Source organism: Bradyrhizobium manausense, assembly GCF_018131105.1.
Lineage (GTDB): Bacteria > Pseudomonadota > Alphaproteobacteria > Rhizobiales > Xanthobacteraceae > Bradyrhizobium > Bradyrhizobium manausense_B.
Genome location: NZ_JAFCJI010000002.1, coordinates 648,506 through 675,013 on the forward strand (window position 1 = coordinate 648,506; position 26,508 = coordinate 675,013).

At 63.1% G+C, this 26,508-nt stretch carries 19 protein-coding genes; 13 read left to right on the forward strand and 6 right to left on the reverse strand.

Annotated features, from left to right (window positions below; all coding sequences use genetic code 11):
* Positions 1 to 91 precede the first annotated feature (91 nt).
* From JQ631_RS23355 to JQ631_RS23370, 4 genes are read left to right on the forward strand one after another with little or no spacing between them, the layout of a single operon-like run.
* A complete protein-coding gene (locus tag JQ631_RS23355; RefSeq protein ID WP_212329654.1) occupies positions 92 to 415 on the forward strand; it encodes an ArsR/SmtB family transcription factor in 324 nt (107 codons plus the stop codon).
* Positions 412 to 843, forward strand: coding sequence for an SRPBCC family protein (locus JQ631_RS23360; RefSeq protein WP_212329656.1), 432 nt, complete (start codon positions 412 to 414; stop codon positions 841 to 843). The genes JQ631_RS23355 and JQ631_RS23360 overlap by 4 nt, the downstream gene beginning before the upstream one ends.
* 45 nt (positions 844 to 888) lie before the next feature.
* A complete protein-coding gene (locus JQ631_RS23365; protein WP_212329658.1) occupies positions 889 to 1,101 on the forward strand; it encodes a hypothetical protein in 213 nt (70 codons plus the stop codon).
* The gene (locus JQ631_RS23370) at positions 1,098 to 1,532 is read left to right on the forward strand and encodes a DUF1801 domain-containing protein (protein ID WP_212329660.1); all 435 of its coding nucleotides are present in this window, start codon (positions 1,098 to 1,100) and stop codon (positions 1,530 to 1,532) included. The genes JQ631_RS23365 and JQ631_RS23370 overlap by 4 nt, the downstream gene beginning before the upstream one ends.
* Positions 1,533 to 1,547: 15 nt before the next feature.
* Here JQ631_RS23370 and JQ631_RS23375 read toward each other — a convergent pair whose 3' ends face one another.
* The 4 genes from JQ631_RS23375 to JQ631_RS23390 form a co-directional block, all read right to left on the reverse strand.
* Positions 1,548 to 3,086: a SpoVR family protein gene (locus JQ631_RS23375; RefSeq protein WP_212329662.1), complete on the reverse strand. Its 1,539-nt coding sequence runs from the start codon at positions 3,084 to 3,086 to the stop codon at positions 1,548 to 1,550.
* Positions 3,083 to 4,366, reverse strand: coding sequence for a YeaH/YhbH family protein (locus JQ631_RS23380; RefSeq protein WP_212329671.1), 1,284 nt, complete (start codon positions 4,364 to 4,366; stop codon positions 3,083 to 3,085). Before JQ631_RS23380 ends, JQ631_RS23375 begins: the two co-directional genes overlap by 4 nt.
* 13 nt (positions 4,367 to 4,379) lie before the next feature.
* Positions 4,380 to 6,323 carry a PrkA family serine protein kinase gene (locus JQ631_RS23385; protein ID WP_212329673.1) on the reverse strand — a complete coding sequence of 648 codons (1,944 nt, stop codon included), beginning with the start codon at positions 6,321 to 6,323 and terminating at the stop codon, positions 4,380 to 4,382.
* 298 nt (positions 6,324 to 6,621) lie between these two features.
* Entirely contained in the window at positions 6,622 to 7,302 is a 681-nt protein-coding gene (locus JQ631_RS23390) for an STM3941 family protein (RefSeq protein WP_212329675.1), read from the reverse strand.
* 289 nt (positions 7,303 to 7,591) lie between these two features.
* Here JQ631_RS23390 and JQ631_RS23395 point away from each other — a divergent pair, with 289 nt between their 5' ends.
* Genes JQ631_RS23395 through JQ631_RS23420 form a run of 6 tightly spaced genes read left to right on the forward strand, consistent with a single transcriptional unit; the run spans position 7,592 to position 15,076 of the window.
* The gene (locus tag JQ631_RS23395) at positions 7,592 to 10,441 is read left to right on the forward strand and encodes a bifunctional transaldolase/phosoglucose isomerase (protein ID WP_212329684.1); all 2,850 of its coding nucleotides are present in this window, start codon (positions 7,592 to 7,594) and stop codon (positions 10,439 to 10,441) included.
* Between the two features lie 13 nt (positions 10,442 to 10,454).
* Positions 10,455 to 11,453, forward strand: coding sequence for a phosphogluconate dehydrogenase (NAD(+)-dependent, decarboxylating) (gnd, locus tag JQ631_RS23400; RefSeq protein WP_212329686.1), 999 nt, complete (start codon positions 10,455 to 10,457; stop codon positions 11,451 to 11,453).
* A gap of 27 nt (positions 11,454 to 11,480) precedes the next feature.
* Entirely contained in the window at positions 11,481 to 12,992 is a 1,512-nt protein-coding gene (gene zwf, locus JQ631_RS23405) for a glucose-6-phosphate dehydrogenase (protein ID WP_212329688.1), read from the forward strand.
* The gene (gene pgl / locus JQ631_RS23410) at positions 12,992 to 13,741 is read left to right on the forward strand and encodes a 6-phosphogluconolactonase (protein ID WP_212329690.1); all 750 of its coding nucleotides are present in this window, start codon (positions 12,992 to 12,994) and stop codon (positions 13,739 to 13,741) included. The genes zwf and pgl overlap by 1 nt, the downstream gene beginning before the upstream one ends.
* Positions 13,728 to 14,267 (forward strand): gluconokinase, encoded by a 540-nt coding sequence (locus JQ631_RS23415; RefSeq protein WP_212329692.1) that lies wholly within the window; start codon positions 13,728 to 13,730, stop codon positions 14,265 to 14,267. Before pgl ends, JQ631_RS23415 begins: the two co-directional genes overlap by 14 nt.
* Positions 14,264 to 15,076: an HAD family hydrolase gene (locus JQ631_RS23420; protein ID WP_212329694.1), complete on the forward strand. Its 813-nt coding sequence runs from the start codon at positions 14,264 to 14,266 to the stop codon at positions 15,074 to 15,076. Before JQ631_RS23415 ends, JQ631_RS23420 begins: the two co-directional genes overlap by 4 nt.
* A gap of 1 nt (position 15,077) precedes the next feature.
* Here JQ631_RS23420 and JQ631_RS23425 read toward each other — a convergent pair whose 3' ends face one another.
* Together JQ631_RS23425 and malQ are read right to left on the reverse strand one after the other, a co-directional pair.
* The gene (locus JQ631_RS23425; RefSeq protein WP_212329696.1) at positions 15,078 to 16,886 is read right to left on the reverse strand and encodes a glycoside hydrolase family 15 protein; all 1,809 of its coding nucleotides are present in this window, start codon (positions 16,884 to 16,886) and stop codon (positions 15,078 to 15,080) included.
* Between the two features lie 45 nt (positions 16,887 to 16,931).
* Complete coding sequence (gene malQ / locus JQ631_RS23430) at positions 16,932 to 18,911, reverse strand: 4-alpha-glucanotransferase (RefSeq protein ID WP_212329698.1); 1,980 nt, start codon at positions 18,909 to 18,911, stop codon at positions 16,932 to 16,934.
* Between the two features lie 203 nt (positions 18,912 to 19,114).
* Between malQ and JQ631_RS23435 the strand changes: the two genes are divergently transcribed.
* Genes JQ631_RS23435 through glgB form a run of 3 tightly spaced genes read left to right on the forward strand, consistent with a single transcriptional unit; the run spans position 19,115 to position 26,505 of the window.
* Complete coding sequence (locus tag JQ631_RS23435; RefSeq protein ID WP_212329706.1) at positions 19,115 to 21,061, forward strand: maltotransferase domain-containing protein; 1,947 nt, start codon at positions 19,115 to 19,117, stop codon at positions 21,059 to 21,061.
* Between the two features lie 10 nt (positions 21,062 to 21,071).
* Complete coding sequence (gene treS / locus JQ631_RS23440) at positions 21,072 to 24,365, forward strand: maltose alpha-D-glucosyltransferase (RefSeq protein ID WP_212329708.1); 3,294 nt, start codon at positions 21,072 to 21,074, stop codon at positions 24,363 to 24,365.
* Entirely contained in the window at positions 24,358 to 26,505 is a 2,148-nt protein-coding gene (gene glgB, locus JQ631_RS23445) for a 1,4-alpha-glucan branching protein GlgB (protein ID WP_212329710.1), read from the forward strand. Before treS ends, glgB begins: the two co-directional genes overlap by 8 nt.
* Positions 26,506 to 26,508 lie beyond the last annotated feature (3 nt).

Here is a 26,508-nt window from a genome sequence, read left to right on the forward strand (position 1 = left end):
CTTCGCTCCTCGCAATGACGTGGAGGCACTTGACATATCCATAACTCCAGGGTTATGAATTAATCCATAACCTATGAGTTATGGATTTCACATGTCCGCCGCGCACGATCTTCTGTTCCGGACGCTTGCCGACCCGACACGACGGGCGATCTTCGAACGGCTGTGTCGCGAGGGCGAGCAGACGGTCGGGGCACTGACGGCGCTGTCCGGGGTTTCCCAGCCGGCGGTCTCAAAGCATCTCGGCGCGCTGAAGCAGGCAGGCCTGGTGCGCGACCGGCATGAAGGACGCCAGACCCATTACAGCGCGCAGCCCGGTGCGCTCAATCCGCTGATCGACTGGACCAGCCAGATGGCGGGCTTCTGGCAGAACCGGCTCGATGCGCTCGACGATCTTCTCAAGAGGATGGACCAATGACTGAAGCTGCGACCGAAACACGTTCCGTGGTCATCGAGCGCGAATTTGCCTATCCACCGGAACGGCTGTGGCGCGCGCTGACGCAGCCGCATCTGATCGAGGAATGGCTGATGAAGAACGACTTCAAGCCATCGGTCGGTCATCGCTTCAATCTGCGCGGCGAATGGGGCGGCGTGCTGGATTGCGAAGTCCTCGCCATCGAGCCGCAGCGCTCGCTCGCCTACACCTGGAATTTCACGCATGAGGACGCGGCCTACGACCTCAAGAGCGTGGTGACCTTCACGCTTACCGCGCAAGGCGCAGGCACGCATCTGCGCGTCGAGCAGGCGGGCTTCCGCCCCAGCCAGAAGCAGGCCTATGGCGGCGCGCATGCCGGCTGGAAGCAGTTTTTCACCAGGCTGGACGAGTTGCTGGCGCGGGCGGAATAGCCCGGCTACGCGCGTCCATTCCCAACATTCCCAGAGGAGACTGAAATGAGTTCGAACATGTGGATCAGGCAGATCCATCGCTGGCTGTCGATCGCCTTCACACTTGCGGTGATCGCCAACATCGTTGCGCTGACCATGCAGGTTCAAGCGACATGGATTGGCCTGATGGCCTTCGTCCCGCTGATCCCGCTGCTCGCGACCGGGCTCTATCTGTTCGCGCTGCCCTATCTTGGCCGCCGCAGCGAGGCGAGATCATGAAGAAAGCCGTGACCGCAAAGACGAGCAGCGCGAAGGAAACGGCCGGGCCGTCGCCATCGAAGTTGATCGACGGCAGGATCAAGGAGCTCGGCGACTGGCGCGGCGAAATGCTGAAGCGCGTCCGTGCGCTGATCAAGGACGCCGATCCCGAGGTGGTCGAGGAATGGAAATGGCGCGGCGTTCCCGTGTGGGAGCACGACGGCATCATCTGCACCGGCGAAACCTACAAGGCCGTCGTCAAGCTGACCTTCGCCAAGGGTGCGGCGCTGGATGACCCGGCCGGCCTGTTCAATTCCAGCCTCGACGGCAACGTGCGGCGCGCGATCGATATTCCCGAGGGAGCGAAGCTCAACGAAAAGGCGCTGAAGTCGCTGATCAAGGCGGCCGTGACGCTGAATGCGTCGAAGAAGAAGCCGGCGAAGAAGAGCTGAGGCCGAGCGGCGGCGTTACGCCACCGCCGCCGGGATCGGACGCGGGCTGACGACGTATTCGCGCAGCACCTTGTCGTTGGCATCGACCTCGATCAGCGCGACGTCGTAGGTCCAGAGATCGGCGAGGTGCTGCAGCACCCGTTTCGTATCGGTCTCGTTGAGCTGCGAGCCCTTGATGACGCGGTGATGCAGGATCAGCCGGCGGTCGCCGGAGAGATCGACGTCGACCACCTCGATATTGGCATCGATGAAGCCGACATCGTGCTGCCGGGCCAGTTCGCGGCGGACGCGGCGGAAACCGCGCTCGTCGTGGATGGCATCGACCCGGATGCCGGCGCGTTCCTCGGGATCGTCGTGCAGATGGAACATGCGGAAGTGCCGCATCAGCTTCGGGCTCAGGAACTGGCCGATGAAGCTCTCGTCGCGGTAATTGGCCCAGACGTCGCGCAGCACGCCCATCACGTCGTTCTTGCCGGCGATATCGGGAAACCACTCGCGGTCTTCGTCTTCCGGATTGGTGACGATGCGCTCGATGTCCTGCATCATTGCGAAGCCGAGCGCATAGGGATTGAAGCCCGAGAAGCGCTGATCGTCGAATTCGGGCTGGAACACCACGTTGGTATGCGAGCCCAGGAATTCAAGGAAGTTGCCGTCGGTGATGCGGCCCTGCTGATGCAGCGCGGTCATGATGCGATAGTGGACGTAGGTCGCCGTCCCCTCGTTCATCACCTTGGTCTGGCTCTGCGGATAGAAATATTGCGCGATGTGACGGACGATGCGCAGCAGCTCGCGCTGCCAGGGCGCCAGCCGCGGCGCGCTCTTCTCCAGGAAGTAGAGCAGGTTTTCCTGCGGCAGTCCGAGCAGCTTGCGGCGCCGTTCGAGGGAGATCGCGGTCCGGGCCTTCGAAGCGCCCTTGGGCACGGTGCGCCAGAGGTCGTTGAAGACTTCCTCCTCGTGCTGGCGGCGGCGCCCTGCCCGCTTCTCCTCCTCGCGCAGATCCAGCTGCTTCTTGCCGGGATAGCGGTCGATGCCGTGCGACATCAGCGCGTGCGCGGCGTCCAGCGTGCGCTCGACCTCGATACGGCCATAGCGCTCCTCGCACTGCATGACGTAGTTCTTGGCGAAATCCAGATAGTCCAGGATGCCTTCCGCATCGGTCCACTGCTTGAACAGATAATTGTTCTTGAAGAAGTGGTTGTGGCCGAAGGCGGCGTGCGCGATCACGAGCGTCTGCATCGTCGCCGTGTTCTCCTCCATGAGATAGGAGATACAGGGCGAGGAGTTGATCACGATCTCATAGGCGAGGCCCATCAGGCCCTTGCGGTAGGACGCCTCGTGATACGCAAAGTGCTTGCCGAACGACCAGTGCTTGTAGAACAAGGGCATGCCGACCGAGGAATAGGCGTCCAGCATCTGCTCGGCGGTGATGACCTCGATCTGGTTCGGATAGACGTCGAGTCCGAGATCCTTCAACGCCACCTCTTCGCAGGCGTCGGTGATGCGCTGCAAGGTGTGGAAATCCCAATCGGCGCCTTCGAACAAGCGTTCCGTCATGGAGCGGCTTTCTCCTGAGCAGTTTCGCGGCGCTGGAACAGATCGTGGAACACCGGGAAGATCTCGCTGCGCTCGCTGACCTTGCGCATCGAGAGCGGCGCGCCGCTGTTGCGCAGGCGCTCGTAGAGAGTCCAGAGCGACGAATCGGAGAGATCGAAGGCGCTGCCGCCCGATTCCCCGACCTCGAGATAGGCGAAGAACTGGCAGACCGGCAGGATCTTGTCGGTCAGCAGCAGGCCGGTGAGTTCGCCGTCGGAATAAGAATTGTCGCCGTCGGAGGCTTGCGCGGCGTAGATGTTCCAGTCCGACGGATTGAAGCGCTCGCGCACGATCTCGTGCATCGCCTGAAGCGCGCTGGAGACCAGCGTGCCGCCGGAGGCCGGGCCGTAGAAGAAGGTCTGCTCGTCCACCTCCTCGGCGCGATCGGTGTGGCGGATGAAGACGATCTCGACATGCTTGTAGCGCCGCTTCAGGAACACGTAGAGCAGCATGTAGAAACGCTTCGCCAGATCCTTCATGTGCTCGGACATCGAGCCGGAGACGTCCATCAGGCAGAACATCACGGCCTGCGCCACCGGCCGCGGCACCTTCTCGTAACGGCGATAGCGGATGTCGAGCGGGTCGATGAAGGGAATACGCTTGGTCTTCGCCTTCAGCCTTTCGAGCCGCGCGAGCAACTCGGCGCGCTCGTCTTCGTCGGTGGATGCGGCGATCGCGGCTTCCAGCTCCTCGACCTCGTCCTTGCTGGGACGCTTGAGCGCGATGCGTCGGGCGAGCGCCAGCTTCACCGTGCGGCTGACCGAGATGTTGGCGGGCGAACCCGACGTGGTGTAGCCGGCGCGCTGGATGCCTTCGCTTTCGGTCTGCGCGATCCTGCGCTTGGCAAGGTCAGGCAGTTCGAGGTCGTCGAGGAAGAGGTCGACGAACTCATCGCGGCTCAGCACGAAACGGAAGGCGTCCTCGCTGTCGCCTTCGCCCGGACCCGAGTCTTTGGCGCTGCCCTGGCCCTGACGCTGGAGATAGTCGCCCTCGATGAACTTCTTGTTGCCGGGCAGCACCATGTCACGCGTTCCGCCTTCACGGCGGAACCGCGGCTCGTGCATGCCATCGAGCGGTATCGTGACCTCACCACCCTCCAGGACGTCCTTGATGTCGCGTTCCTGCGAGGTCTTCTTGACGGCGCCCTGCACCAGGGATTTGGCCCGACGCAAGAACCGCTGGCGGTTCTCAAGACTCTTGCCGCCTGGATTCAGGCGCCTGTCAATAATGTGAATGGCCACTTTCTCATCCGCCTCAACCGGCTTGCTTCACGCGCATGTACCATTCGACCAGCCGGCGAACCTGACGCTCGGTGTAGCCGCGCTCCACCATGCGTGCCACGAACTCGCCGTGCTTCTTCTCCGTCTCGCCGTCCTTCTTCGAACCGAACGAGATGACCGGAAGCAGGTCCTCGACCTGAGAGAATATCCGCTTTTCGATCACATCGCGAATCTTCTCATAGGAGATCCAGGTCGGATTCTTGCCGCCGTTCTGGGCGCGAGAGCGTAACGAGAATTTGACCACCTCGTTGCGGAAGTCCTTGGGGTTGGCGATGCCCGCCGGCTTCTCGATCTTGGTCAATTCCTGGTTCAACAATTCGCGATCGAGCAGCTGGCCGGTATCGGCATCCTTGAAATCCTGGTCCTCGATCCAGGCGTCGGCGTAATCGACGTAGCGGTCGAACAGGTTCTGGCCGTAATCCGAGTAGGATTCGAGATACGCCTTCTGGATCTCATTGCCGATGAACTCGGCGTAGCGCGGCGCGAGATCCGCCTTGATGAACTCCATGTAGCGCTTCTCGACTTCCTCTGGCAGTTGCTCGCGCCGGATCGACTGCTCGAGCGCATACATCAGGTGCACGGCGTCGGCGGCGACCTCCTGCGGATCGTGGTTGAAGGTCGCAGCCAGGATCTTGAAGGCGAAGCGGGTGGAGACGCCGTCCATGCCTTCGTCGACGCCGGCAGCGTCGCGATATTCCTGGACGCTGCGCGCCTTCGGATCGGACTCCTTCAGGCTCTCGCCGTCATAGACCCGCATCTTGCCGAACAGCGTCGAGTTCTCGTGCTTGCGCAGCCGCGACAGGACCGAAAACCGCGCCAGCGTCTCCAGCGTCGAAGGTGCGCAGGGTGCGGCCGCAAGCTCCGAGCCCTGGATCAGCTTCTCGTAGATTTTCTGCTCCTCGGTGGCGCGGAGGCAGTACGGCACCTTGATGACGCAGATGCGGTCGATGAAGGCTTCGTTGTTCTTGTTGGCCTTGAAGCTCGACCACTCGGCCTCGTTCGAGTGCGCGAGAATCACCCCGGTGAAGGGGATCGCGCCGATATTCTCGGTGCCGATGTAGTTGCCTTCCTGCGTTGCGGTCAGCAACGGATGCAGCATCTTGATCGGCGCCTTGAACATCTCGACGAATTCAAGAATGCCCTGGTTGGCGCGGTTGAGGCCGCCGGAATAGCTGTAGGCGTCGGGATCGTTCTGCGCGTAGGTCTCGAGCTTGCGGATGTCGACCTTGCCGACCAGCGAGGAGATGTCCTGGTTGTTCTCGTCACCAGGCTCGGTCTTGGAGACCGCAATCTGGCGCAGCCGCGACGGCTGGATTTTTGCGACGCGAAACTGAGAAATGTCGCCGCCGAACGCTTCCAGCCGCTTGTAGCACCACGGGCTCATCAGGCCGGTGAGGCGCCGGCGCGGAATGCCGTACTTCTCTTCCAGCATCGGTCCGAGATGGTCGGGATCGAACAGGCTGAGCGGGCTTTCGAACACGGGCGAGAGTTCATCGCCGGCTTTCAGCACGTAGATCGGTTGCACTTCCATCAGCGACTTCAGCCGCTCGGCGAGCGAGGACTTGCCGCCGCCGACCGGGCCGAGCAGATAGAGGATCTGCTTGCGCTCTTCGAGACCTTGAGCTGCATGACGGAAGAAGCCGACGATGCGCTCGATGGTTTCTTCCATGCCGTAGAAGCCGGCGAAGGCCGGATAGGTGCGGATCGTTCGGTTCAAAAAAATACGGCCAAGGCGAGTATCCTTGGCCGTGTCAATCGTCTGAGGGTCACCAATCGCAGCTAGCAGTCGTTCGGCCGCGTTCGCGTATTTCATGGGATCGCTTCGACACGATTCCAGGTATTCCGCCATCGACATGTCGTGTTGGCTTCTCGCCTCGAACGACTTAGCGAAAGCGTTGAATAGAGAATCGTTGTACATGATCCCTCTCCGCGTGAGTTCCGCTACAAGCTGAAACGAAAGCAGTTACCGGACCGTTCCTCAGGCCGCTTCTCGAATCAGCGTGAGCACATGACGACCATTGGACACCCGGGTGCCAACACGACGCAACGCACAAGGTAAGCACTCGCTGAATTACGAACAGGCACTTGCCTGTAATTTGTGCGAATCTCTATCTATCTTGGCGCATTTCCAGAATTTGTCACGGGTTCGCCACATCCGGGCAATACCGGGGCGAGTCTCTCCGGCACTGCAACATGGTGATCTCCGAGCGGCAAACTTATGACGCTTGCAGGGCGATGCCTTGCGTGCCGCGTTCATCTTCCTGCTGCAATGCGGTGGCTTGATTGCTTGCAGCGGCCTGGCCGCTTGCAGCATGACAATCGCGGCAAGCGCGCAGCAGTGTGTCAAAATCGGTCGCCAGACCCTCCGAACGGATAACAATCCGATCGTTCGGCGTTCGGCGCGCCGCACTGCGGATGCAGGAAAGCTGCCGCTGCAAGGCGGGCGACGGCGTCAGCACGATCGCCTTGTGCCCCCTGATGTCCTCAGCCGAAACATCCGCAATGGAGTCCCAAAGCAAAAATTCATTGCCGATCCGCAAGTCGCGGATGCCGTAGGGGGTGACAATCACGACCGGCCCGCGTTCGGTCGGCAGCATCCAGATCAGCCAGCCGGTGATGGGACCGAACAAGGCGACGCCGAGATAGCCCATCGTCGTATCGAAGCTGCCGGTGTCGCCCCACCAGTCGAACGCAAGGCTTGATTTGAAAGCAAGGCTTGCGCTCAGCAGCGTCATCACAAAGCCTGCCGCGACCAGCAGCCGCAGGCGCATGGCGCATTGACCGATTTCGAGATCATGGGATGCGTCGATGCAGACAGACGGTGCGATCGATTGCCGGCTACCGGCGATGGCAACGCCATCAGGACGTGCGTGCATGCTTTCCCCCAGCATGGCCATTCGCGACCCGGCCTATGAGTATCAAGACGGATCGATGATCCGCTGATGACACTCCGACGCGACAGACCGACCTCACGCAACAAGACCTCGGCCGAACCGTCCGGCCAAATTTTTATTACGCAAAACCACGTCAGCCGCCTGGATCGCCATGATCACGACGGAGTTAAACTGAGAGTATGACGCCTACGCCTTGGATTGGTTCCCTCCCGGGAGCATGTGGGCTAAAGGATAGCGCGTCAGGACCGGGTCGGAAACCCCTCGCCCGAAGGCTTGGAGATAAATAATCATCATGAATCCCGTCAAAGAACTGGAAAAGCACGGACAGGCTGTCTGGCTGGACTTCCTGGCCCGCGGCTTCATCGCCAAGGGCGACCTGAAGCGGCTGATCGACACCGACGGCGTCAAGGGCGTCACCTCCAATCCTTCGATCTTCGAGAAGGCGATCGGCAGCTCGGACGAGTACGACGCCCCGATCGGCAAGGCGCTGAAGCGCGGCGACCGGACCGTGGCCGATTTGTTCGAGGCGGTCGCGGTCGAGGACATCCAGAACGCCGCCGACGTGCTGCGTCCGGTCTATGACCGGCTCAGGGGCGGCGACGGCTTTGTCAGCCTGGAGGTCTCGCCTTATCTGGCCATGGACACATCAGGCACGGTCGCTGAAGCACGCCGGCTCTGGAAAGACGTCAACCGCAAGAACCTGATGGTGAAGGTGCCGGCGACGCCGGAAGGCCTGCCGGCAATCGAAACGCTGATCGGCGACGGCATCAGCATCAACATCACGCTGTTGTTCTCGAAAGCGGTCTATCTGGAGGTCGCCGAGGCCTATCTCGCCGGCCTCGAAAAGTATGTCGCCGGCGGCGGTGACCCCTCTCATGTCGCAAGCGTGGCGAGCTTCTTCGTCAGCCGCATCGATAGCGTCGTCGACAAGCAGCTCGACGAGAAGATCGCGCGCGCCAACGACCCAAGCGAAAAGGAGCGGCTTGCCGCGTTGAAGGGCAAGGTTGCGATCGCCAACGCCAAGGTCGCCTATCAGGATTACAAGCGCCTGTTCTCGGGTCCGCGTTGGGAGAAGCTCGCCGCCAAGGGCGCCAAGCCGCAGCGCATGCTGTGGGCCTCGACCGGCACCAAGAACAAGGACTACAGCGACGTGCTCTATGTCGAGGAGCTGATCGGACCCGACACCATCAACACGGTGCCGCCGGCAACGCTCGATGCATTCCGCGACCACGGCAAGCCGCGCGACAGCCTCGAGGAGAATGTCGACGACGCCCACCGCGTGCTGGAAGAACTGGAGCGCTCCGGCGTCTCGCTCGACGCCATCACCGAGGAGCTGGTCAAGGATGGCGTCAAGCTGTTCGCCGACGCCGCCGACAAGCTTTACGGCGCAGTCGCCCACAAGCGCGCGACCGTTCTCGGGCCGGAAATCGACCGTCAGCAGCTGTCGCTCGGCGACGGCCTCGGCAAGGCCGTGGCCAAGAGCACCGAGGAATGGCGCGCCGCTGCCAAGATCCGCAGGCTGTGGCAGCGCGACAAGTCGGTCTGGACCGGGACCGACGAGGACAAATGGCTCGGCTGGCTCGACAGCGCGGCGAAAGCCGACGTCGCCGATTACGAAGACTACGCCAACCGCGTAAAGGGGCAGAAATTCTCCGACGCCGTCGTGCTCGGCATGGGCGGATCGAGCCTTGGCCCAGAGGTGCTGGCCGAGACCTTTGCCAAAAAGACCGGTTTCCCGAAGCTGCACGTGCTCGACTCCACCGATCCGGCGCAGGTGCGGGCGATGGAGGCCAAGATCGACATCGCCAACACCGTGTTCATCGTCTCCAGCAAATCCGGCGGCACCACCGAGCCGAACGCGATGAAGGATTATTTCCACAAGCGCGTCGCGCAGGCGCTCGGCCCGAAGGCCAAGACCGGCTTCCGCTTCATCGCGGTGACCGATCCCGGCTCCTCGCTGGAGAAGGCGGCCAAGAAGCTGAACTACGCCCGCATCTTCCATGGCGAGCCCTCGATCGGCGGACGCTATTCGGTGCTGTCACCGTTCGGCCTGGTGCCGGCAGCCACCGCCGGCATCGATGTCAGGACCTTCCTCAAGCATGCGCTCTCGATGGCCCGTTCCTGCGGACCGGACGTGCCGCCGAGCGAGAACCCGGGCGTGCAGCTCGGTCTCGCCATGGGTCTTGCCGGCCTCGAAGGCCGCGACAAGGTGACGATCCTGTCGTCGAAGAAGATCGCCGATTTCGGCGCCTGGGCCGAGCAACTGATCGCGGAATCGACCGGCAAGGAGGGCAAGGGCCTGATCCCGATCGCCGGCGAGCCGCTGGGCGAGTCCTCGCTCTACGGCAACGACCGTTTCTTCATCGACATCCGCACGGAGGGCGAAACGGACGCAGCGCATGACTCGGCGCTCGCCGGGATCGAAGCGGCCGGCCATCCCGTCGTGCGCATCGTCATGAAGTCGATTGATCATCTCGGCCAGGAATTCTTCCGCTTCGAGATGGCAACCGCAGTCGCGGGCAGCATTCTCGGCATCAACCCGTTCGACCAGCCCGACGTGGAAGCGGCCAAGATCAAGACCCGCGAGCTGACGTCGGCGTATGAGAAGGCCGGCGCGCTGCCGGTTGAAGAGCCGGTTGTCAGCACCGACGAAGCCGACCTCTACACCGATGCGGCCAATGCCAAGGCGCTGCGCGCCGCCGGCGCCAACGGCGACCTCACCTCCTGGCTGAAGGCGCATCTGTCGCGCTCCAGCCATGGCGATTATGTCGCCCTGCTCGGCTACATCGAACGCGACAAGGCCACCATCGATGCGCTTCAGGCGATGCGCCTCGAAGTGCGCGAGAAGCGGCATGTCGCGACCTGCGCGGAGTTCGGACCACGCTTCCTGCACTCGACGGGCCAGGCCTACAAGGGCGGGCCGGATAGCGGCGTGTTCCTCCAGATCACCGCCGACGACGCCAAGGACCTCGCGGTGCCGGGCCAGAAGGCCAGCTTCGGCGTGATCAAGGCCGCGCAGGCCCGCGGCGATTTCGACGTGCTTACCGAGCGCGGCCGGCGCGCGCTCCGGGTGCACCTCAAGGGTCCGCTCAGGAAAGGCCTCGCGGCGCTCAATGCCGCGCTCAACGACGCACTGAATTAAGGGAATCTCTCACATGCAACTCGGCATGATCGGCCTCGGCCGGATGGGCGGCAACATCGTTCGCCGGCTGATGCGCCATGGACATTCGACCGTGGTCTATGACAAGGACGCCAAGGCCGTCGCGGGCCTTGCCGCGGATGGCGCGGTCGGCTCGGCAACGCTGGAAGAGTTCATCTCGAAGCTGGAGCGGCCGCGCACGGCCTGGGTGATGCTGCCGGCGGGACGCATCACCGAGCAGACGATCGAGACGATCGCGGGCGTGATGCAGGAAGGCGACGTCATCATCGACGGCGGCAACACCTTCTGGCAGGACGACGTTCGCCGCGGCAAGGCGCTGAAGGTGCGCGGCATCCACTATGTCGACGTTGGCACGTCAGGCGGCGTCTGGGGACTCGACCGCGGCTATTGCATGATGATCGGCGGCGAGAAGGCCGTCGTCGACCGGCTCGATCCGATCTTCGCAGCCCTTGCGCCCGGTGCCGGCGACATTCCGCGCACCGAGGGACGTGACGGACGCGATCCGCGCATCGAGCAGGGCTACATCCATGCCGGCCCTGTCGGCGCGGGCCATTTCGTCAAGATGATCCACAACGGCATCGAATATGGCCTGATGCAGGCCTATGCCGAAGGTTTTGACATTCTCAAGAACGCCAATATCGATGCGCTGCCCGCGGACCATCGGTTTGATTTCAATCTCCCTGATATCGCCGAGGTATGGCGGCGCGGCTCGGTGATCCCTTCCTGGCTTCTCGACCTGACCTCGACCGCGCTCGCCGACAACCCGACGCTGTCGGAGTATTCCGGCTTCGTGGAAGATTCCGGCGAAGGCCGCTGGACCGTGAATGCAGCGATCGACGAGGCTGTTCCGGCCGAAGTCCTCACCGCGGCCCTCTACGCACGTTTCCGTTCCCGCAAGGAACACACCTTCGCGGAGAAAATTCTCTCCGCAATGCGCGCGGGGTTCGGCGGCCACAAGGAGCCGAAGCAGCCGGACGCTTCGAAGCCCAAATAAGGACCATCAAGCGAAGGCCAACAGTTCGTGACAAAAGACCCGCAAGCCAAGCGCAAGCCGGAAAATTGCGCCTTCGTCATCTTTGGTGCGACCGGCGACCTCACGCACCGTCTCGTGATCCCCTCGCTCTACAATCTTGCCGCAGAACATCTATTGCCGGAGAAATTCTGCGTCGTCGGCGTCGGCCGCAGCGCCATGTCCGACGATGAGCTGCGCGACAGCCTTATGAGGGGACTGCGCGAATTTGCGACCCGTCCTGTGGACGATGTCGTCGCCCGGAGACTCCTGGAGCGCGTCAGCTTCGTCGAAGCCGATGCGAAAGACCCGCCGTCATTCGATCGCTTGCGTGACCATCTGGATTCGCTGGACTGCGCGCAAGATACCGGCGGCAACAGGCTGTTCTATCTCGCGACCCCGCCCGCTGCGTTCGCACCGACCGCACGTGAACTCGGGCGCACGGGCATGATGAAGGAGAACGGCACCTGGCGGCGGTTGGTGATCGAAAAGCCCTTCGGCACCGACCTCGCCTCGGCGAAGGCGCTGAACGCCGAGTTGCTGAAGATCATGGAGGAGCATCAGATCTACCGGATCGACCATTACCTCGGCAAGGAAACGGTGCAGAACATCCTGGTGCTGCGCTTTGCCAACGGCATGTTCGAGCCGATCTGGAATCGCAACCATATCGACCATATCCAGATCACCGTGGAAGAGAAGCTCGGCGTCGGCCATCGCGGCGGCTTCTACGACGCTACCGGCGCATTGCGCGACATGGTGCCGAACCATCTATTCCAGCTGATGTCGCTGGTTGCGATGGAGCCGCCGGCGCGCTTCGACGCGCATTCCGTCCGTTCCGAGAAGGCCGAGGTTCTCAGCGCGGTCCAGCAGCCGAACCAGGAAGAAGCACTTCGGAGCTCGGTCCGCGCCCAATATCTCGCAGGCCGCATCGGCGACGACGACATTCCGGACTACCGCAAGACCGAGGACGTCAAGCCCGGCAGCACCACGGAGACCTTTGTCGCGCTGAAGCTGATGATCGACAATTGGCGCTGGGCGGGCGTGCCGTTCTATTTGCGCACCGGCAAGGCGCTGGGCCACAAGCGCACGGAAGTCGCGATCAAGTTCAAGCAGGCGCCCTTGTCGATGTTCTCGGGCACGACGGTCGATCGTCTCTCGCAGAACTTCCTCACCATCGGCATTGCGCCGACCGAGACCATCGAGCTTCAGTTCAACGCCAAGATTCCGGGACCGAGCATCACCATCGACGGCGTCGAGATGAAGTTCAAATACGGCGACTATTTCCGCGCCGATCCGTCCACGGGTTACGAGACGCTGATCTACGACTGCATGATCGGCGACAACATCCTGTTCCAGCGCGCCGACGGCATCGAAGCCGGGTGGCAGGCGGTACAGCCGTTCCTGGATGCCTGGAAGAACGCGGGTACCAACGGCATCGAAACCTATGAAGCCGGCAGCGACGGTCCGAAATGTTCGGATGAGCTGCTGCGGCGCGACGGCCGCAGCTGGCGAAAGTTTTCGTGATGACAGCGGCCGACCAGCCGAAGCTGATCGCCGTCGCGGACGCCGAGGCGCTGGCGCAAGCCGCGGCCGAGCGGGTGATGGCGCGGATCGCGACCAATCCCGACCGCATCACGATTTGCCTCACCGGTGGCTCGAGCCCGAAGAAGCTCTATCAGCTGCTCGATAGCGACGCCTGGCGCAATAAGATCCCCTGGGATCGCGTGCACTGGTTCATCGGTGACGAGCGCTTTGTCCCCGACAGCGATCCTCTCAACAATATGGCGGTCGCACGCGCGACATTTCTCGACCGCAACGCGCCTGCCGATCATATCCATCCCATCCCGACCACGACCGCGAATCCGGACGCCAGTGCCGAGGCCTACGCGCGCGAGCTAAAGGCCTTCTACGGGTCCGAGAGCCTCGATCTGGCCCGGCCGCTGTTCGACCTCGTTCTGATGGGCGCTGGACCTGATGGCCACACCGCCTCTCTCTTTCCCGGCTATCCCGCCGTCGAGGAGACTGTGCGCTGGGTCGTTGGCGTGCCCAAGGCAAATGTCGCGCCTTTCGTGCCGCGGGTCTCGCTGACGCTGCCTGCGCTGGCCTCCTGCCGCGAAATGCTGTTCGAGATATCAGGGCATGACAAGCAGCCGATCTTGACGCGCCTCCTCAATGGCGAGAATTTGCCGGCTGTACGCGCGCGCTCGAATGGTGAGACCGTCTGGGTGGTCGACCGGGCCGCGCTTCCGGAGGACATTCGTGGCGGGCGTTAAAGCACCTTGTGCGTTGATCGTGATGGGCGTGTCGGGTTCGGGCAAGAGCACAGTTGCAGGGGCGCTCGGCGAGCGTCTCGGCTGGCGCTTCGAGGACGGTGACAGCTTTCACCCCGCCAGCAATGTCGAGAAGATGAGGGCCGGTCATCCGCTCACCGACGAGGATCGTTGGCCCTGGCTCAACGCCATCGCCGACGAGGTCGCGCGGGTCTGCAACAAGGGCGAGCATGTCATCATCGCCTGTTCGGCGCTCAAGCACACCTATCGCGACGTGCTGCTGCGGGGACGCGACGACGTGCGCTTCGTGTTCCTGAAGGGCACGCAGGAGCTGATTGCCGACCGGCTCGCGCACCGCAAGGGTCATTTCATGCCCCCCGGACTCCTGACCAGCCAGTTCAACACGCTGGAGCCGCCGGAGGCGGGCGAGCACGTCATCACGGCGTCGATCGACGAATCTGTCGAGGCGATCGTGGATGGCATCGTGCGGCAGCTGAAGCTCGACGGGACAAGCAAGGCCATCACATGACGAAAATCTCACTCGTGGTCTCCGACGTCGACGGCACCTTGCTCACCAAGGACAAGACGCTGACGGAGCGCGCACGGACGGCGGTGCAGCGGCTGCATCAGGCCGGCATCGGCTTCACCATCACTTCCAGCCGCCCCGCGATCGGCATGCGCTTCCTGATCGAGCCGCTGGCGCTGTGGCTGCCGGTTGGCCCGTTCAACGGCTCCTCGATCGTCGATCCCGAGATGAATCCGGTCGAGCAGCATTTGATCCCGAAAAGCGCTGCCGAGCGGTCACTCCAGATTCTCCGCGAGTTCGGCGCCGACATCTGGCTGTTCACTTACGACAAATGGCTGATCGACAATCCGGACGGAAAATATGTCGCGCATGAGCAGCACACGATCCGGTCGGCCCCGACCGTCGTGACGGACTTCACGCCGTACCTCGCGAGCGCCTGCAAGATCGTCGGCGCCAGCGCCGATGCGGCCGGCCTCGAGGCTTGCGAGAAGGCGATGCAGAAGGCACTCGGCAGCGAGGCCACCGCGGTGCGCTCGCAGACCTATTATCTCGACATCACCCCGCCCGGCTTCGACAAGGGCACCTTCGTGCAGGCGATGGCCGGGCGTCTCGGCATTTCCACCGACGCCGTCGCCACCATCGGCGACATGCAGAACGACCTCGCGATGTTCCGCGTCAGCGGCACCTCGATCGCCATGGGCAACGCCACCGACAGCGTCAAGGAACAGGCCACCAACGTCACCGCGACCAACGAACAGGACGGTTTTGCCGAGGCGATGGAGATGATCCTGAAGCGGAACGGGGCCGCCTAGGTCACTGCTTCGACCGCTGCATCGCCGGCTTCTCGCTCTTCCGCCTGGCCGCCGAGAGATTGTGCCCGGTGTTGATCAGTGCGATATGGGTCAGCGCCTGCGGGAAATTGCCGGCCTGGCGGCGCGCGATGGAGTCATATTCCTCGGCCAGCAGCCCGACATCGTTGGCGAGATCGGCCACGCGATCGAACAGCGCCTGCGCCTTGTCGAGATCGCCGGCCAGCACATGGGCGTCGGCCAGCCACAGCGTGCAGGCGAGGAATGCGCCCTCGATCGGCTGCTTCTCCTCGGATATCTCGCGGGGATCGTGGCGGAGCACGAAGCCATCGCGCATCATGTGATTCTCGATGGCTGCGACGGTGCCACGGATGCGCGCGTCGTCGGCCGGCAGAAATCCTACTCCCGACAATAGCAGCACACTGGCATCGAGCAGCTTCGAGCCATAGCACTCGACGAAGGCGTTCTCCTCTGTGTCAAATCCCTTGTCACAGACGTCGCGATGAATGGCCTCGCGCAAAGCACGCCAGTGCAGCAGCGGAGCCTTGAAGCCGAATGTCTCGGCGCTCTTGATGGCGCGGTCGAAGGCGACCCAGGTCATCACCTTGGAGAAGACGTAGTGCTTTGGCTTACCTCGGCGCTCCCAGATGCCGTGATCGGGGTGATCCCAGACCTCGGCAAGGTGCTGGAGCACGGCGCATTCCAGCGCCCAAGTCGTCTCGTCATCGAGCTTGAGCTTGGCCATGCGCGACTGATGGAAGGCGTCGATCAGCTCGCCATAGACGTCGAGCTGAAGCTGCGCATGCGCGGCATTGCCGACGCGCACCGGCTTCGCGCCTTCATAGCCGTCGAGCCAGCCGGCTTCCCATTCCAAGAGCCGCCGCTGGCCCCAGATGCCGTACATGATCTGCATGTTGTCGGGCGAGCCGGCCGCAGCGCGCAGGAGCCAACTGTGCCAGGCAGAGGCTTCTTCGGTGTACCCCGAGTTCATCAGCGCCAGCAGCGTGAAGGTGGCATCGCGCAGCCAGCAGAAGCGGTAATCCCAATTCCTGGCGCCGCCGAGCTTTTCCGGCAGCGACGTGGTGGGCGCCGCAACGATACCGCCGGTCGGAGCAAACGTCAGCGCCTTCAGCGTGATCAGCGAGCGCATGACGAGATCGTGGTAATCGCCCTCGCGATCGTAGCGGTCACTCCACTCCTGCCAGAATTTCTCGGTCTCCTGGAACGCGGTCTCCGGGTCGATCGGCTCGGGAGGATCGAGATGCGAGGGACCGTAGGTCAGCACGAACGGAACGGTTTCGCCGGCCCTGACTTCGAAGTCGGCAACGGTGGTCAGGTCCTCGCCACGGGGTTCGACCGGCGTGCGCAGTACCGTCATGTCCTGTCCGGCGACCGCCAGCAGCGAGCCATCTTTGCAGCGACGGACCCAGGGAATGTCGACTCCGAAGCCGAAGCGGATCACGAGCTCCATCCGCATCTTCACCGTGCCCGTGACGCCGCGCACCAGCCGCACGATGTCGGAGGCCTTGCCGCGCGGCGGCATGAAGTCGATCAGCGCGACGGTGCCGCTTTTCGCTTCAAAGCGCGTTTCGAGGATGAGGGTATCGCCGAGGTACCGGCGCGAGATCGTGGTGACCTCGTCGCTCGGCGCGATCAGCCAGCGGCCGTTCTTGTGCGTGCCGAGGATTGCAGCAAAGCAGGCATCGGAATCGAAGGCCGGCCAGCACAGCCAGTCGATCGAGCCGTTGCGTCCCACCAGCGCTGCGGTCTCGCAGTCGCCGATCAACGCATAGTCCTCGATCTTCTGTGACACTATCTTGCGAGCCCTGGAAATCGTTCCTGGAAAATCCCCGGCCAATCAACTCCCGCCGTGCAGCGAACGTTCCCGCGTCGCGGCCTTCAAGGCCGCGAGATCGACTTTCGAGGCAATCTTGTCGAGCGCGACGGGCAGGCGCTGGCGCCAGTTCGGATGCTCGTCGATGGTGCCGGGAATGTTGGGCTGGTCGATCACGCCGAGCAGATCCTCCATCGACACCGCGAGCAGCCGCGACGGCGTGCGCGACAGGAAGTTAAGCACCGAATAGAGATCGTTGGCGTTGATGCCGTTCTGACGCAGGATCGCGTCGAGCCCTCCGAGCGCGTCCCAACGGGCCTGGTCGTTCTCGCCGGGATCGAGGCCGAGCGAGAGCTTCATCTTGAGATCGCTGAACGAGCGCCAGCCCGCATAAGTGCAGAGATCATGCGTGTTCAGCGTCACCAGCGCGTTCGGCCTGTAATGGTCGATGTTGCGGAAATGACCGGCATCGTCGCGCTCGAACATCATCACCAGGTAGGACCAGATGCCGAAATCCTGCATGGTCTCGCGGAAACCTTCCGGCACGGTGCCGAGGTCTTCGCCGATCACGATGCATTTATGAGTGACGCTCTCGCGCACGACCGCGGCGAGCAGCGCCTCGAGCGGCATCTGCACATAGGCGCCGTTGTCGGGCTTGAAGCCGCGCGGCACCAGATAGAGCCGCTTGAGCCCCAGCACATGATCGAGCCTGATGGCGCCGGCGTGCCGCATCGAGGCGGCCACCATGTTGGCGAACGGCACGAAGGATTGCGCTTCCAGGCCGCCTGCGTTGAATCCGGCGAGGCCCCAATCCTGTCCGACGGTGTTGAGCACATCGGGCGGCGCGCCAACCGCAAGATGGCGCGAGATCGCGGCCTGCTCGTTCCAGGCATCGAAGCCGTTGGACTGCACGCCGACGGCGACGTCGAGATACAGCCCGACACGCATGCCGAGTTCGGCGGAAAGCTCCTTGGCGGCACGCAATTGCGCATCCGCGGTCCACTGCACGAATTCGACGAACTCGACCTCGTACTTGTCGGGACCGTTGCGCAAGCCGGCGCATTTTGAATCGTCCGGCTGCTGCCATTCGACCGGCCACTCCCACCATGGCGCGACGAAACGATGCCGCAGCACCTCGAAGCAGGCGAAGCGCGACAGCAGTGCGCCCCGGTCGGCGCGAAAAGCATCGAACTGATTGCGGCGGACACCGCTCGCTGACTTCACGAAACTGTCAAAGGCGGCGCGAAGACCCAGCCATTTCAGCGCCGCCATGTCGGCGTAAGGGACGCGATCGCCTTCGCGCAGCCGCGCGGCGGTCGTGGTCGCGTCGGGGACGAGATCGGCGGAAAATTCCGGGATGGCCTCGACGTCGATATAGAGCGGGTTGAGAAACAGCCGGCTGTTCGGCGAATAGGGACTGCAATCGGCCGGATGATTGTCGAACAGCACGTGCAGCGGATTAAGGCCGACGCCGTCGGCGCCGAGTTGCTTGGCCAGCCGGACGAGGCCGGCGAGATCGGTGAAATCGCCGATGCCCCAATTGCGATCCGAGCGAACGCTGTAGAGCTGCACGGCCAGCAACCAGCCGCGGTCGAAATCGCCACCGAAGGCGCGCTCGGGTGCCACGATCATCGGCACCTCTTCCGTCTCGCCGGCGGCATCGGTCAACGTCAGCCGGTGATAGCCGAGCGGCAGGCCGGGGGGCCAGGCGATCACGGGCTCGCGCGTCTCGCCCTGTCCGATCACACCAGGTTTGCTGCCGATTTGGCCGTTGCCGGTGATTTTCCATTGCAGCGGCGCCTTACCGACAGCCGCGAGCTCGGTGCGCGGATTGCCCAGCGCGCGCACCACGACGGGCCCGCTGACGAAGCGGTAGACCCGCTTCTCCGGCAGGGCATCGAGGATGGATTTAAGCGCCTCGGGCGCTGTGACGCGCAGCTTTCCGAGGGCATCGACGAATTCGGATTGAACGCCCTTGATCCGGGCTTGAGCTAAAAGGTCCATTCGGCACGCAGCTTGCAGGCCATTGTCAGGCCGGGGGCATCGATTTTAACGTGGTCGCGGAAGAGGTTAGTCGCACTTAACTCACAAACCGCGCCTGCCGTTCCCAAGGGAACCAATGACACACAAGCGGCTTTCTATAGTGGTATCAAGCGTAGGTTCCCGCCAAGGGAAACGGGCCCTGCTTTCTTGTCAATGGCATCACCGTGAACAAGACAATTCAAACTGTCGAGAGTGCCGCTGCCGGCAGCGCTTTCCTGATCGAAGATATCTATCCCTTGATCGATGGCGGCCGCTTCGCCGTGAAGCGGATCGCGGGCGATCGGATCGAGGTGTGGGCTGACATCTATCGCGACGGCGATGCGACGATCAGCGCCGCGCTGATCTGGCGCGGCGAGCAGGACCGGGAATGGCGGCGCGAGAGCATGACCCATCATCGCGATGACCGCTGGTCCGGCGCGTTCACACCGACCGATGCGGGCCAATATCTCTATGCCATCGAAGCCTGGACCGACGAATTCGCCACCTGGCGTCACGGCGTCGAGCGCAAGCAGCTATCTGGTGGCGACGTCACGCTCGATGCGATCGAGGGCGCCGGCCTTCTGACAAAGGCTCATGGCGCGCCGCAGGACGCCGCGGCCATCATCGTCAGGCAATGCGAGGACTATCTCGGCAGCGGCGACGTCACGCCGCTGCTTGTGTCTGAACTCGGCGAGGCCATGGCCGAGAGCCAGGCGCGCCCCGACCTGACCCGGTCGCCGAACTTCCCGCTCGTTATCGATCGCGACAGAGCGCGCTTTGGCGCCTGGTATCAAATGATGCCGCGCAGCCAGAGCGCGGTTGCCGGTCAGCACGGCACGCTCCGCGACTGCATCGCGCGCGTGCCTGATATCGCAGCGATGGGTTTTGACGTGCTCTATTTCACGCCGATCCATCCGATCGGCCGCACCCACCGCAAGGGCCGCAACAATTCACCAGTGGCCAGCGAGGGTGAGCCCGGCTCGCCCTACGCGATCGGCTCGGCCGAGGGCGGTCACGATGCGCTGCATCCCGAACTCGGCACCATCGAGGATTTCCGCGCGCTGGTCGCGACCTGCCTCGAATACGGCCTCGAGATCGCGCTCGACTTCGCCGTGCAGTGCTCGCCTGATCACCCCTGGCTGGCGCAGCATCCGGAGTGGTTCAAATGGCGGCCGGACCGCACGGTGCGGACGGCGGATGGTCCCTATTCGGACATCGTCATCCCCGATTTCGCTTCGGTCGACCGGGTCGGACTGTGGAATGCGTTTCGCGATGCCATGCTGTTCTGGATCGACCAAGGCGTGACCATCTTCGCGATCGACAATCACGACACCGCGCCGTTGCCGTTCTGGGAGTGGCTGATCCGCGACATCCGCTCGCGGCACCCCGAGGTGATCCTGTTCTCCAAAACCTTTGCACGACCGAAGCTGATGAAAGGTCTCGCCAAGCTCGGCTTTGCGCAGTCCTTCAGTTACTTCCCGTGGCGCACCGCGAAGTGGGAGCTGGAGCAGTATTTTGACGAGCTGACACGCTATCCCGAACGGGATTTCTCCCGCCCGAACCTGTTCGTCAACACGCCCGACCTGCTGCCCTATCATCTCCAGAGCGGCGAGGCCTGGATGTTCAAATCGCGTATTGCACTGGCCGCCATGCTGTCGGGCAATTTCGGCCTCTACAGCGGCTTCGAGCTGCTGGAGCACGACGCGATCCCCGGCCATGAAGAATATCGGGATTCCGAGAAGTACCAGATCGGCCAGCGCGACTGGGACAAGCCCGGCAACATCAAGCCCTGGATCACGGCGCTCAACCGCATCCGCAACGACAACGCTGCGCTCCAGCAGACCAACAATCTGCGTTTCCTCGGCATCGAGGACGGCGAGACCATCGCCTTCGTCAAGGAGGCGACCGAACCCGCCAACATCGTCGTCGCGGCCATCGCCCTCTCGCGCCATGCGCGCGAGTTCTGGTTGCCGCTCGGTGACCTCACCATCGACGCAGGCGGCGAACGCCACCGCGTCACCACCCTCGAAAATCTCATGACAGGCGAACAGTCCCGCATCGAATGGGGCGGGATCAAATTGCGTATCGATCCCGACCGCGATCCGGCCTTGTTCTTCCGATGCCTGGCGTAAGGATCACGCCATGAATGTATTGTCTTCCGTCGACACCAAGAAGGCCGAGGCTGCCGAGATCGTGGACGAGCTCTGGTACAAGGACGCCATCATCTACCAGCTCCATGTCAAGGCCTTTGCCGACAGCAACAATGACGGCATCGGCGATTTCGCCGGGCTGACCGAGAAACTGCCTTATCTCCAGGACCTCGGCGTCACCGCGCTATGGCTGCTGCCGTTCTACCCCTCACCCGGCCGCGACGACGGCTACGACATCGGTGACTACGGCTCGATCAATCCCGATTTCGGGACGATGAAGGACTTCAAGCGCTTCATCCAGGAGGCGCAGAAGCGCGGCCTCCGCGTCATCACCGAGCTCGTCGTCAATCACACCTCGGACCAGCACAAATGGTTCAAGCGCGCGCGCCGCAGCCCGGCCGGTTCGAGCGCGCGCGACTGGTATGTCTGGAGCGACACCGACCAGAAATACCAGGGCACGCGGATCATCTTCACCGATACCGAGAAGTCCAACTGGACCTGGGATCCCGAGGCCGGCGCATTCTACTGGCACCGCTTCTTCTCGCATCAGCCCGACCTCAATTTCGACAATCCGCGCGTCGTCAGCGCCATCATCCAGGTGATGAAGCGCTGGCTCGATGCCGGCGTCGACGGATTCCGCCTCGACGCCATTCCGTATCTCTGCGAGCGCGAGGGCACCTCGAACGAGAACCTCCCCGAAACGCATGCGATCATCAAGCGCCTGCGCCATGAGCTCGACGCTTATTCCAAGGGAAAGCTGCTACTGGCCGAGGCCAATCAATGGCCGGAGGACGTGCAGGAATATTTCGGCCGCGGCGACGAATGCCAGATGGCGTATCACTTCCCGCTGATGCCGCGCATCTACATGGCAATCGCGCAGGAGGACCGTTTCCCGATCACCGACATCCTGCGCCAGACGCCGGACATTCCCGCGAGCTGCCAATGGGCGCTGTTCCTGCGCAACCATGACGAGCTGACGCTGGAGATGGTCACCGACGTCGAGCGCGACTATCTCTGGACCACCTACGCCAACGATCCCCGCGCCCGCATCAATGTCGGCATCCGCCGGCGGCTTGCGCCGCTGATGGACAATGACCGGCGCAAGATCGAGCTGATGAATTCGCTGCTGCTGTCCTTCCCGGGCACGCCGATCATCTATTACGGCGACGAGATCGGGATGGGCGACAACATCTATCTCGGCGACCGCAACGGCGTCCGCACGCCGATGCAGTGGAGCCCGGACCGCAATGGCGGCTTCTCCCGCGCCGATCCCGCCCGCCTCTACGCGCCCCCGATCATGGATCCCGTCTACGGCTACGAATCGGTGAACGTGGAAGCGCAATCGCGCAGCCTGTCCTCGCAGCTCAACGCCACCAAGCGGCTGATCTCGGTGCGCAAGTCGACGTTGGCCTTCGGCCGCGGCACGATGACCTTCATACGTCCGGCCAACCGGTCCGTGCTCGCTTACGTCCGGCAGTATGGTGACGAGGTGATCCTCTGCGTCGCCAATCTGTCCCGCGCGGCACAGGCGACCGAATTGGACTTGGCGCCGTGGAAGGACCGCATCCCGCAGGAGATGCTCGGCCGCACCCGCTTCCCGGCCATCGGCGAGTTGCCCTACATGATCACGCTGGGGCCCTACGGCTTCTACTGGTTCCAGCTCCAGGAGCGCGACAAATCCGAGCCGGTGGCGCCGCGGGCGGTCCCGGAATTCGAAACGCTGGTGGTGCCGGTCAACTCCAACTGGGTGTCGCTCGCCCGCGAGCGCGGCGTCTTCGAGCGCGACGTGCTGCCGGGTTTCTTGTCGCGGACGCGCTGGTATCCCGAGCACGATCCAAAGCACATCAAGGCGACGCTGACGTCAGCGGTGCCGTTCAGCGACATCGGCGACAACAGGCCCTGGATCGCGTTCTTCGAGACGACGCAGGACGACGTCACGACCCGCTACGTGCTGCCAATGCAGATCGAGTGGGTCCGTTTCGACCGCGAGCGCTTCAACCCGAGGGCCCTCGCCGCCGTGCGCCAGGGCGCGCGCGAAGGCACGCTGCTCGACGTCGCGACAGACCAGATCTTCATCGGGCTTTTCCTGCGGGGCTTGTCGCAGAACCTGGTGGTGGACGAGAACAATCTGCGACTCGAGTTCAAGCCGACCAGCCTGTTCGCCGACTACACCGTGAAGGAGCCCGCGCGGATCCGGACGGTCGAGCAGTCGAACAGCACCGCGCTGGTCGACAACCAATACGTCGCCAAGATCTATCGCCGCGTCGAAAGCGGCGCCAACCCGGAGATCGAGATCGGTCACTATCTCACCGAGGTCGCACGCTTCCCCAATACACCGGCGTTGCTCGGCAGCGCCGAGCTGGTCGAGGGCGGCAGTCGCAGCGCGCTCGGGGTGCTGCATGCCTATATCGAGAACCAGGGCGACGGCTGGGCCGTCACCACCGGCTATCTCGACCGCTATATCGACGAGCAGAGGCTGGGGCCTGTGGGCGAAGCGCCCCGCGAGACCCAGGAGCAGGCGCCTTACCTGCACTTCATGGGACAGATTGGCCGTCGGCTCGCCGAGTTGCACATGGCGCTCGCCGCCGCAAAATCCGCCGATCTTGCCCCTGAACCGATCGGCCCGGCGGATATCAAGCGATGGACAACCCACCTGAAGGGACGGGCCGAGCGGGTCTTCGAACGCCTCGCTGATAGCCGCGATGGCCTGCGCGAGGCTGATCGGCCCCTGATCGACCAACTGGTTGCGGTGCGCGCGACGCTGCCGGATCATATCAACGCTCTCTTGCCATCCGGCATCGGCGGGTTGAACATCCGTCATCATGGCGACTTCCGCCTCGGGCAAACCTTGATCGTGAAGGACGACATCTTCATCATCGATTTCGATGGCGATCCCCATCTCACGCTGGCCGACAAGCGGCGCAAGCTGCCGGCCGCGCGCGACGTCGCGGGCCTGGTCCGGTCGATTGATCTTTCGGTTAACGCCGCGCTTAACCGGGCGCTCTCAGGGGGCATTGATGAACAGGGTCGGATCACCACCGCGCTCGACGAATGGCGCGAACACACCACCGCGACCTTCCTGTCCGCCTATCGCGAGACCATGGCGGACCGGCGACTCTGGCCGGAAAAGGCGCACTCCGCGGAAAGCATGTTAAGGTTTTTCCTGCTTGATCAAGCGTTCGACGAGGTAGAGTACGAGCTGTCCCACCGGCCGGAGGGGCTCCATGCGCCGCTGACCGGCCTGCTTCGCATTCTGTCCAGTGCCGAGAGCGAAGCCCATGCCTAAACTGCCAGCCGAAGCCTACGCCATCATCGAGGGCCGCCACTCCGACCCCTTCCACTATCTCGGGCTGCATCCCGAGGGCGGCAACAGTGTGGTGCGCGCCTTCCTGCCCGAGGCCTCCAATGTCGAGGCCATCGGCGACCATGGCGAGGTGGCAAAGCTCGACCGCGTCCACGCATCGGGCCTGTTCATCGGCGCCCTGCCCAACGGCTCCAAGCACTACCAGCTCCGCGCCAAGTTTGGTGACAACGTCGTCGAGTTCGAGGACGCCTACCGCTTCCCGCCGATCCTGACCGATTTCGATCTCTATCTGCTCGGCGAAGGCACGCATCAACGGCTCTACGACAAGCTCGGCGCGCACCCGACGCGGCTGGAAGGCATCGACGGCATCGGCTTCGTCGTGCTGGCCCCGAATGCGCGGCGCGTATCCGTTGTTGGCGATTTCAATTTCTGGGACGGGCGGCGCCATCCCATGCGGGTGCGCGGCGCCGGCTATTGGGAATTGTTCATTCCGCACGCCAAGTCCGGAGATCATTACAAGTTCGAGATCATCGGGCCACACGGCCATCTGCTGCCGCTGAAATCCGATCCGATGGCGTTCGCGAGTGAAGTGCGGCCGAAGACCGCCTCCATCGTGTTCGACGAAGCCCATCTTCCGCGGCCGCGGCCGGCGCCTGACGGCATCAACGCGCTGTCGGCGCCGATGTCGATTTACGAGGTTCATCTCGGCTCATGGCGTCGCAAGAACGGCGACGAATGGCTGACCTATCGCGAGCTGGCCGAGCAGCTGCCGGCCTATGCGCGCGACATGGGTTTTACCCATCTCGAATTCCTGCCCGTCAGCGAGCATCCGTTTGACGGGTCCTGGGGTTATCAGCCAACCGGCCTCTATGCGCCGACGAGCCGCTTTGGCACGCCGGAGGATTTCGCCGCACTCATCGATGCCTGTCATCGTGAAGGCGTCGGCGTACTGCTCGACTGGGTGCCCGGTCACTTCCCCGATGATCCGCACGGACTCGGCAGCTTTGACGGGACCGCGCTTTATGAGCACGCCAATCCGCTCCAGGGCCGCCATCTCGACTGGGGCACGTTGATCTACAATTACGGCCGCACCGAAGTGACGAACTTCCTGGTGTCGAATGCGCTGTTCTGGCTGGAGCGTTACGCCATCGACGGCCTGCGCGTCGATGCGGTCGCATCCATGCTCTATCTCGATTACAGCCGCCCGCCCGGCGCCTGGATTCCGAACCAGTATGGCGGCCGCGAGAATATCGAGGCGATCAACTTCCTGCGTCGCTTCAACACCGAGCTGTTCGCGCGTTTCCCGCAGGCGACCACGGCTGCGGAAGAATCCACCGCATGGCCGCAGGTTTCGCGCCCGGTCGAATTCGGCGGGCTCGGCTTCGGCTACAAGTGGAACATGGGCTGGATGCACGACACGCTGAACTACATCAGCAAGGATCCGATTCATCGCAAGCATCATCACGGCGATATCCTGTTTGGCCTGCACTACGCCTTCTCGGAAAACTTCATCCTGCCGCTGTCGCATGACGAGGTCGTGCACGGAAAGCGCTCGATCTTCGGCCGCATGCCCGGCGACGAATGGCAGCGCTTTGCCAATTTGCGCGCCTATTACAGCTTCATGTTCGGCCATCCCGGCAAGAAGCTGCTGTTCATGGGCGGTGAGATCGCGCAGAGCAGCGAATGGAATCACGACCAGTCGCTCGATTGGCACCTGCTCGAGTACAAGTACCATTCCGGCATCCAGGCGCTGGTCCGTGACCTCAACCGGCTCTACCGCGCGGTGCCGGCGCTGCACCAGATGGACTGCGACCAGGCCGGGTTCGAATGGCTGGTTACCGACGACGCCAACCGCAACGTCTTCGCCTGGCTGCGCAAGGGTTTTGACGAGCACGCGCGGTGTCTCGTGGTCGTCAACTTCTCGCCCAACGTCTATAGCAATTACCGCGTCCCCGTGCCCTTTGCCGGCAAGTGGAAAGAGGTGTTCAACTCGGACTCCGCCCATTATGGCGGCACCAATGTCGGGAACGTCGGCGAGGTCCAGACCGTTGACGGCAAGATGCCCGAGCTTCGCCTCACGATACCGCCGCTCGCTGCAATCTTCCTCGTTCCTGAAAGCTGACCG

What these genes read in the sequence shown, in the direction of transcription:
- JQ631_RS23355 (WP_212329654.1), top strand. Translation starts at nt 92, where the DNA reads ATGTCCGCCGCGCACGATCTTCTGTTCCGGACGCTTGCCGACCCGACA.
- JQ631_RS23360 (WP_212329656.1), top strand. Translation starts at nt 412, where the DNA reads ATGACTGAAGCTGCGACCGAAACACGTTCCGTGGTCATCGAGCGCGAA.
- JQ631_RS23365 (WP_212329658.1), top strand. Translation starts at nt 889, where the DNA reads ATGAGTTCGAACATGTGGATCAGGCAGATCCATCGCTGGCTGTCGATC.
- JQ631_RS23370 (WP_212329660.1), top strand. Translation starts at nt 1,098, where the DNA reads ATGAAGAAAGCCGTGACCGCAAAGACGAGCAGCGCGAAGGAAACGGCC.
- JQ631_RS23375 (WP_212329662.1), bottom strand. Translation starts at nt 3,086, where the DNA reads ATGACGGAACGCTTGTTCGAAGGCGCCGATTGGGATTTCCACACCTTG.
- JQ631_RS23385 (WP_212329673.1), bottom strand. Translation starts at nt 6,323, where the DNA reads ATGTACAACGATTCTCTATTCAACGCTTTCGCTAAGTCGTTCGAGGCG.
- JQ631_RS23390 (WP_212329675.1), bottom strand. Translation starts at nt 7,302, where the DNA reads ATGGCCATGCTGGGGGAAAGCATGCACGCACGTCCTGATGGCGTTGCC.
- JQ631_RS23395 (WP_212329684.1), top strand. Translation starts at nt 7,592, where the DNA reads ATGAATCCCGTCAAAGAACTGGAAAAGCACGGACAGGCTGTCTGGCTG.
- gnd (WP_212329686.1), top strand. Translation starts at nt 10,455, where the DNA reads ATGCAACTCGGCATGATCGGCCTCGGCCGGATGGGCGGCAACATCGTT.
- pgl (WP_212329690.1), top strand. Translation starts at nt 12,992, where the DNA reads ATGACAGCGGCCGACCAGCCGAAGCTGATCGCCGTCGCGGACGCCGAG.
- JQ631_RS23420 (WP_212329694.1), top strand. Translation starts at nt 14,264, where the DNA reads ATGACGAAAATCTCACTCGTGGTCTCCGACGTCGACGGCACCTTGCTC.
- malQ (WP_212329698.1), bottom strand. Translation starts at nt 18,911, where the DNA reads ATGGACCTTTTAGCTCAAGCCCGGATCAAGGGCGTTCAATCCGAATTC.
- treS (WP_212329708.1), top strand. Translation starts at nt 21,072, where the DNA reads ATGAATGTATTGTCTTCCGTCGACACCAAGAAGGCCGAGGCTGCCGAG.
- glgB (WP_212329710.1), top strand. Translation starts at nt 24,358, where the DNA reads ATGCCTAAACTGCCAGCCGAAGCCTACGCCATCATCGAGGGCCGCCAC.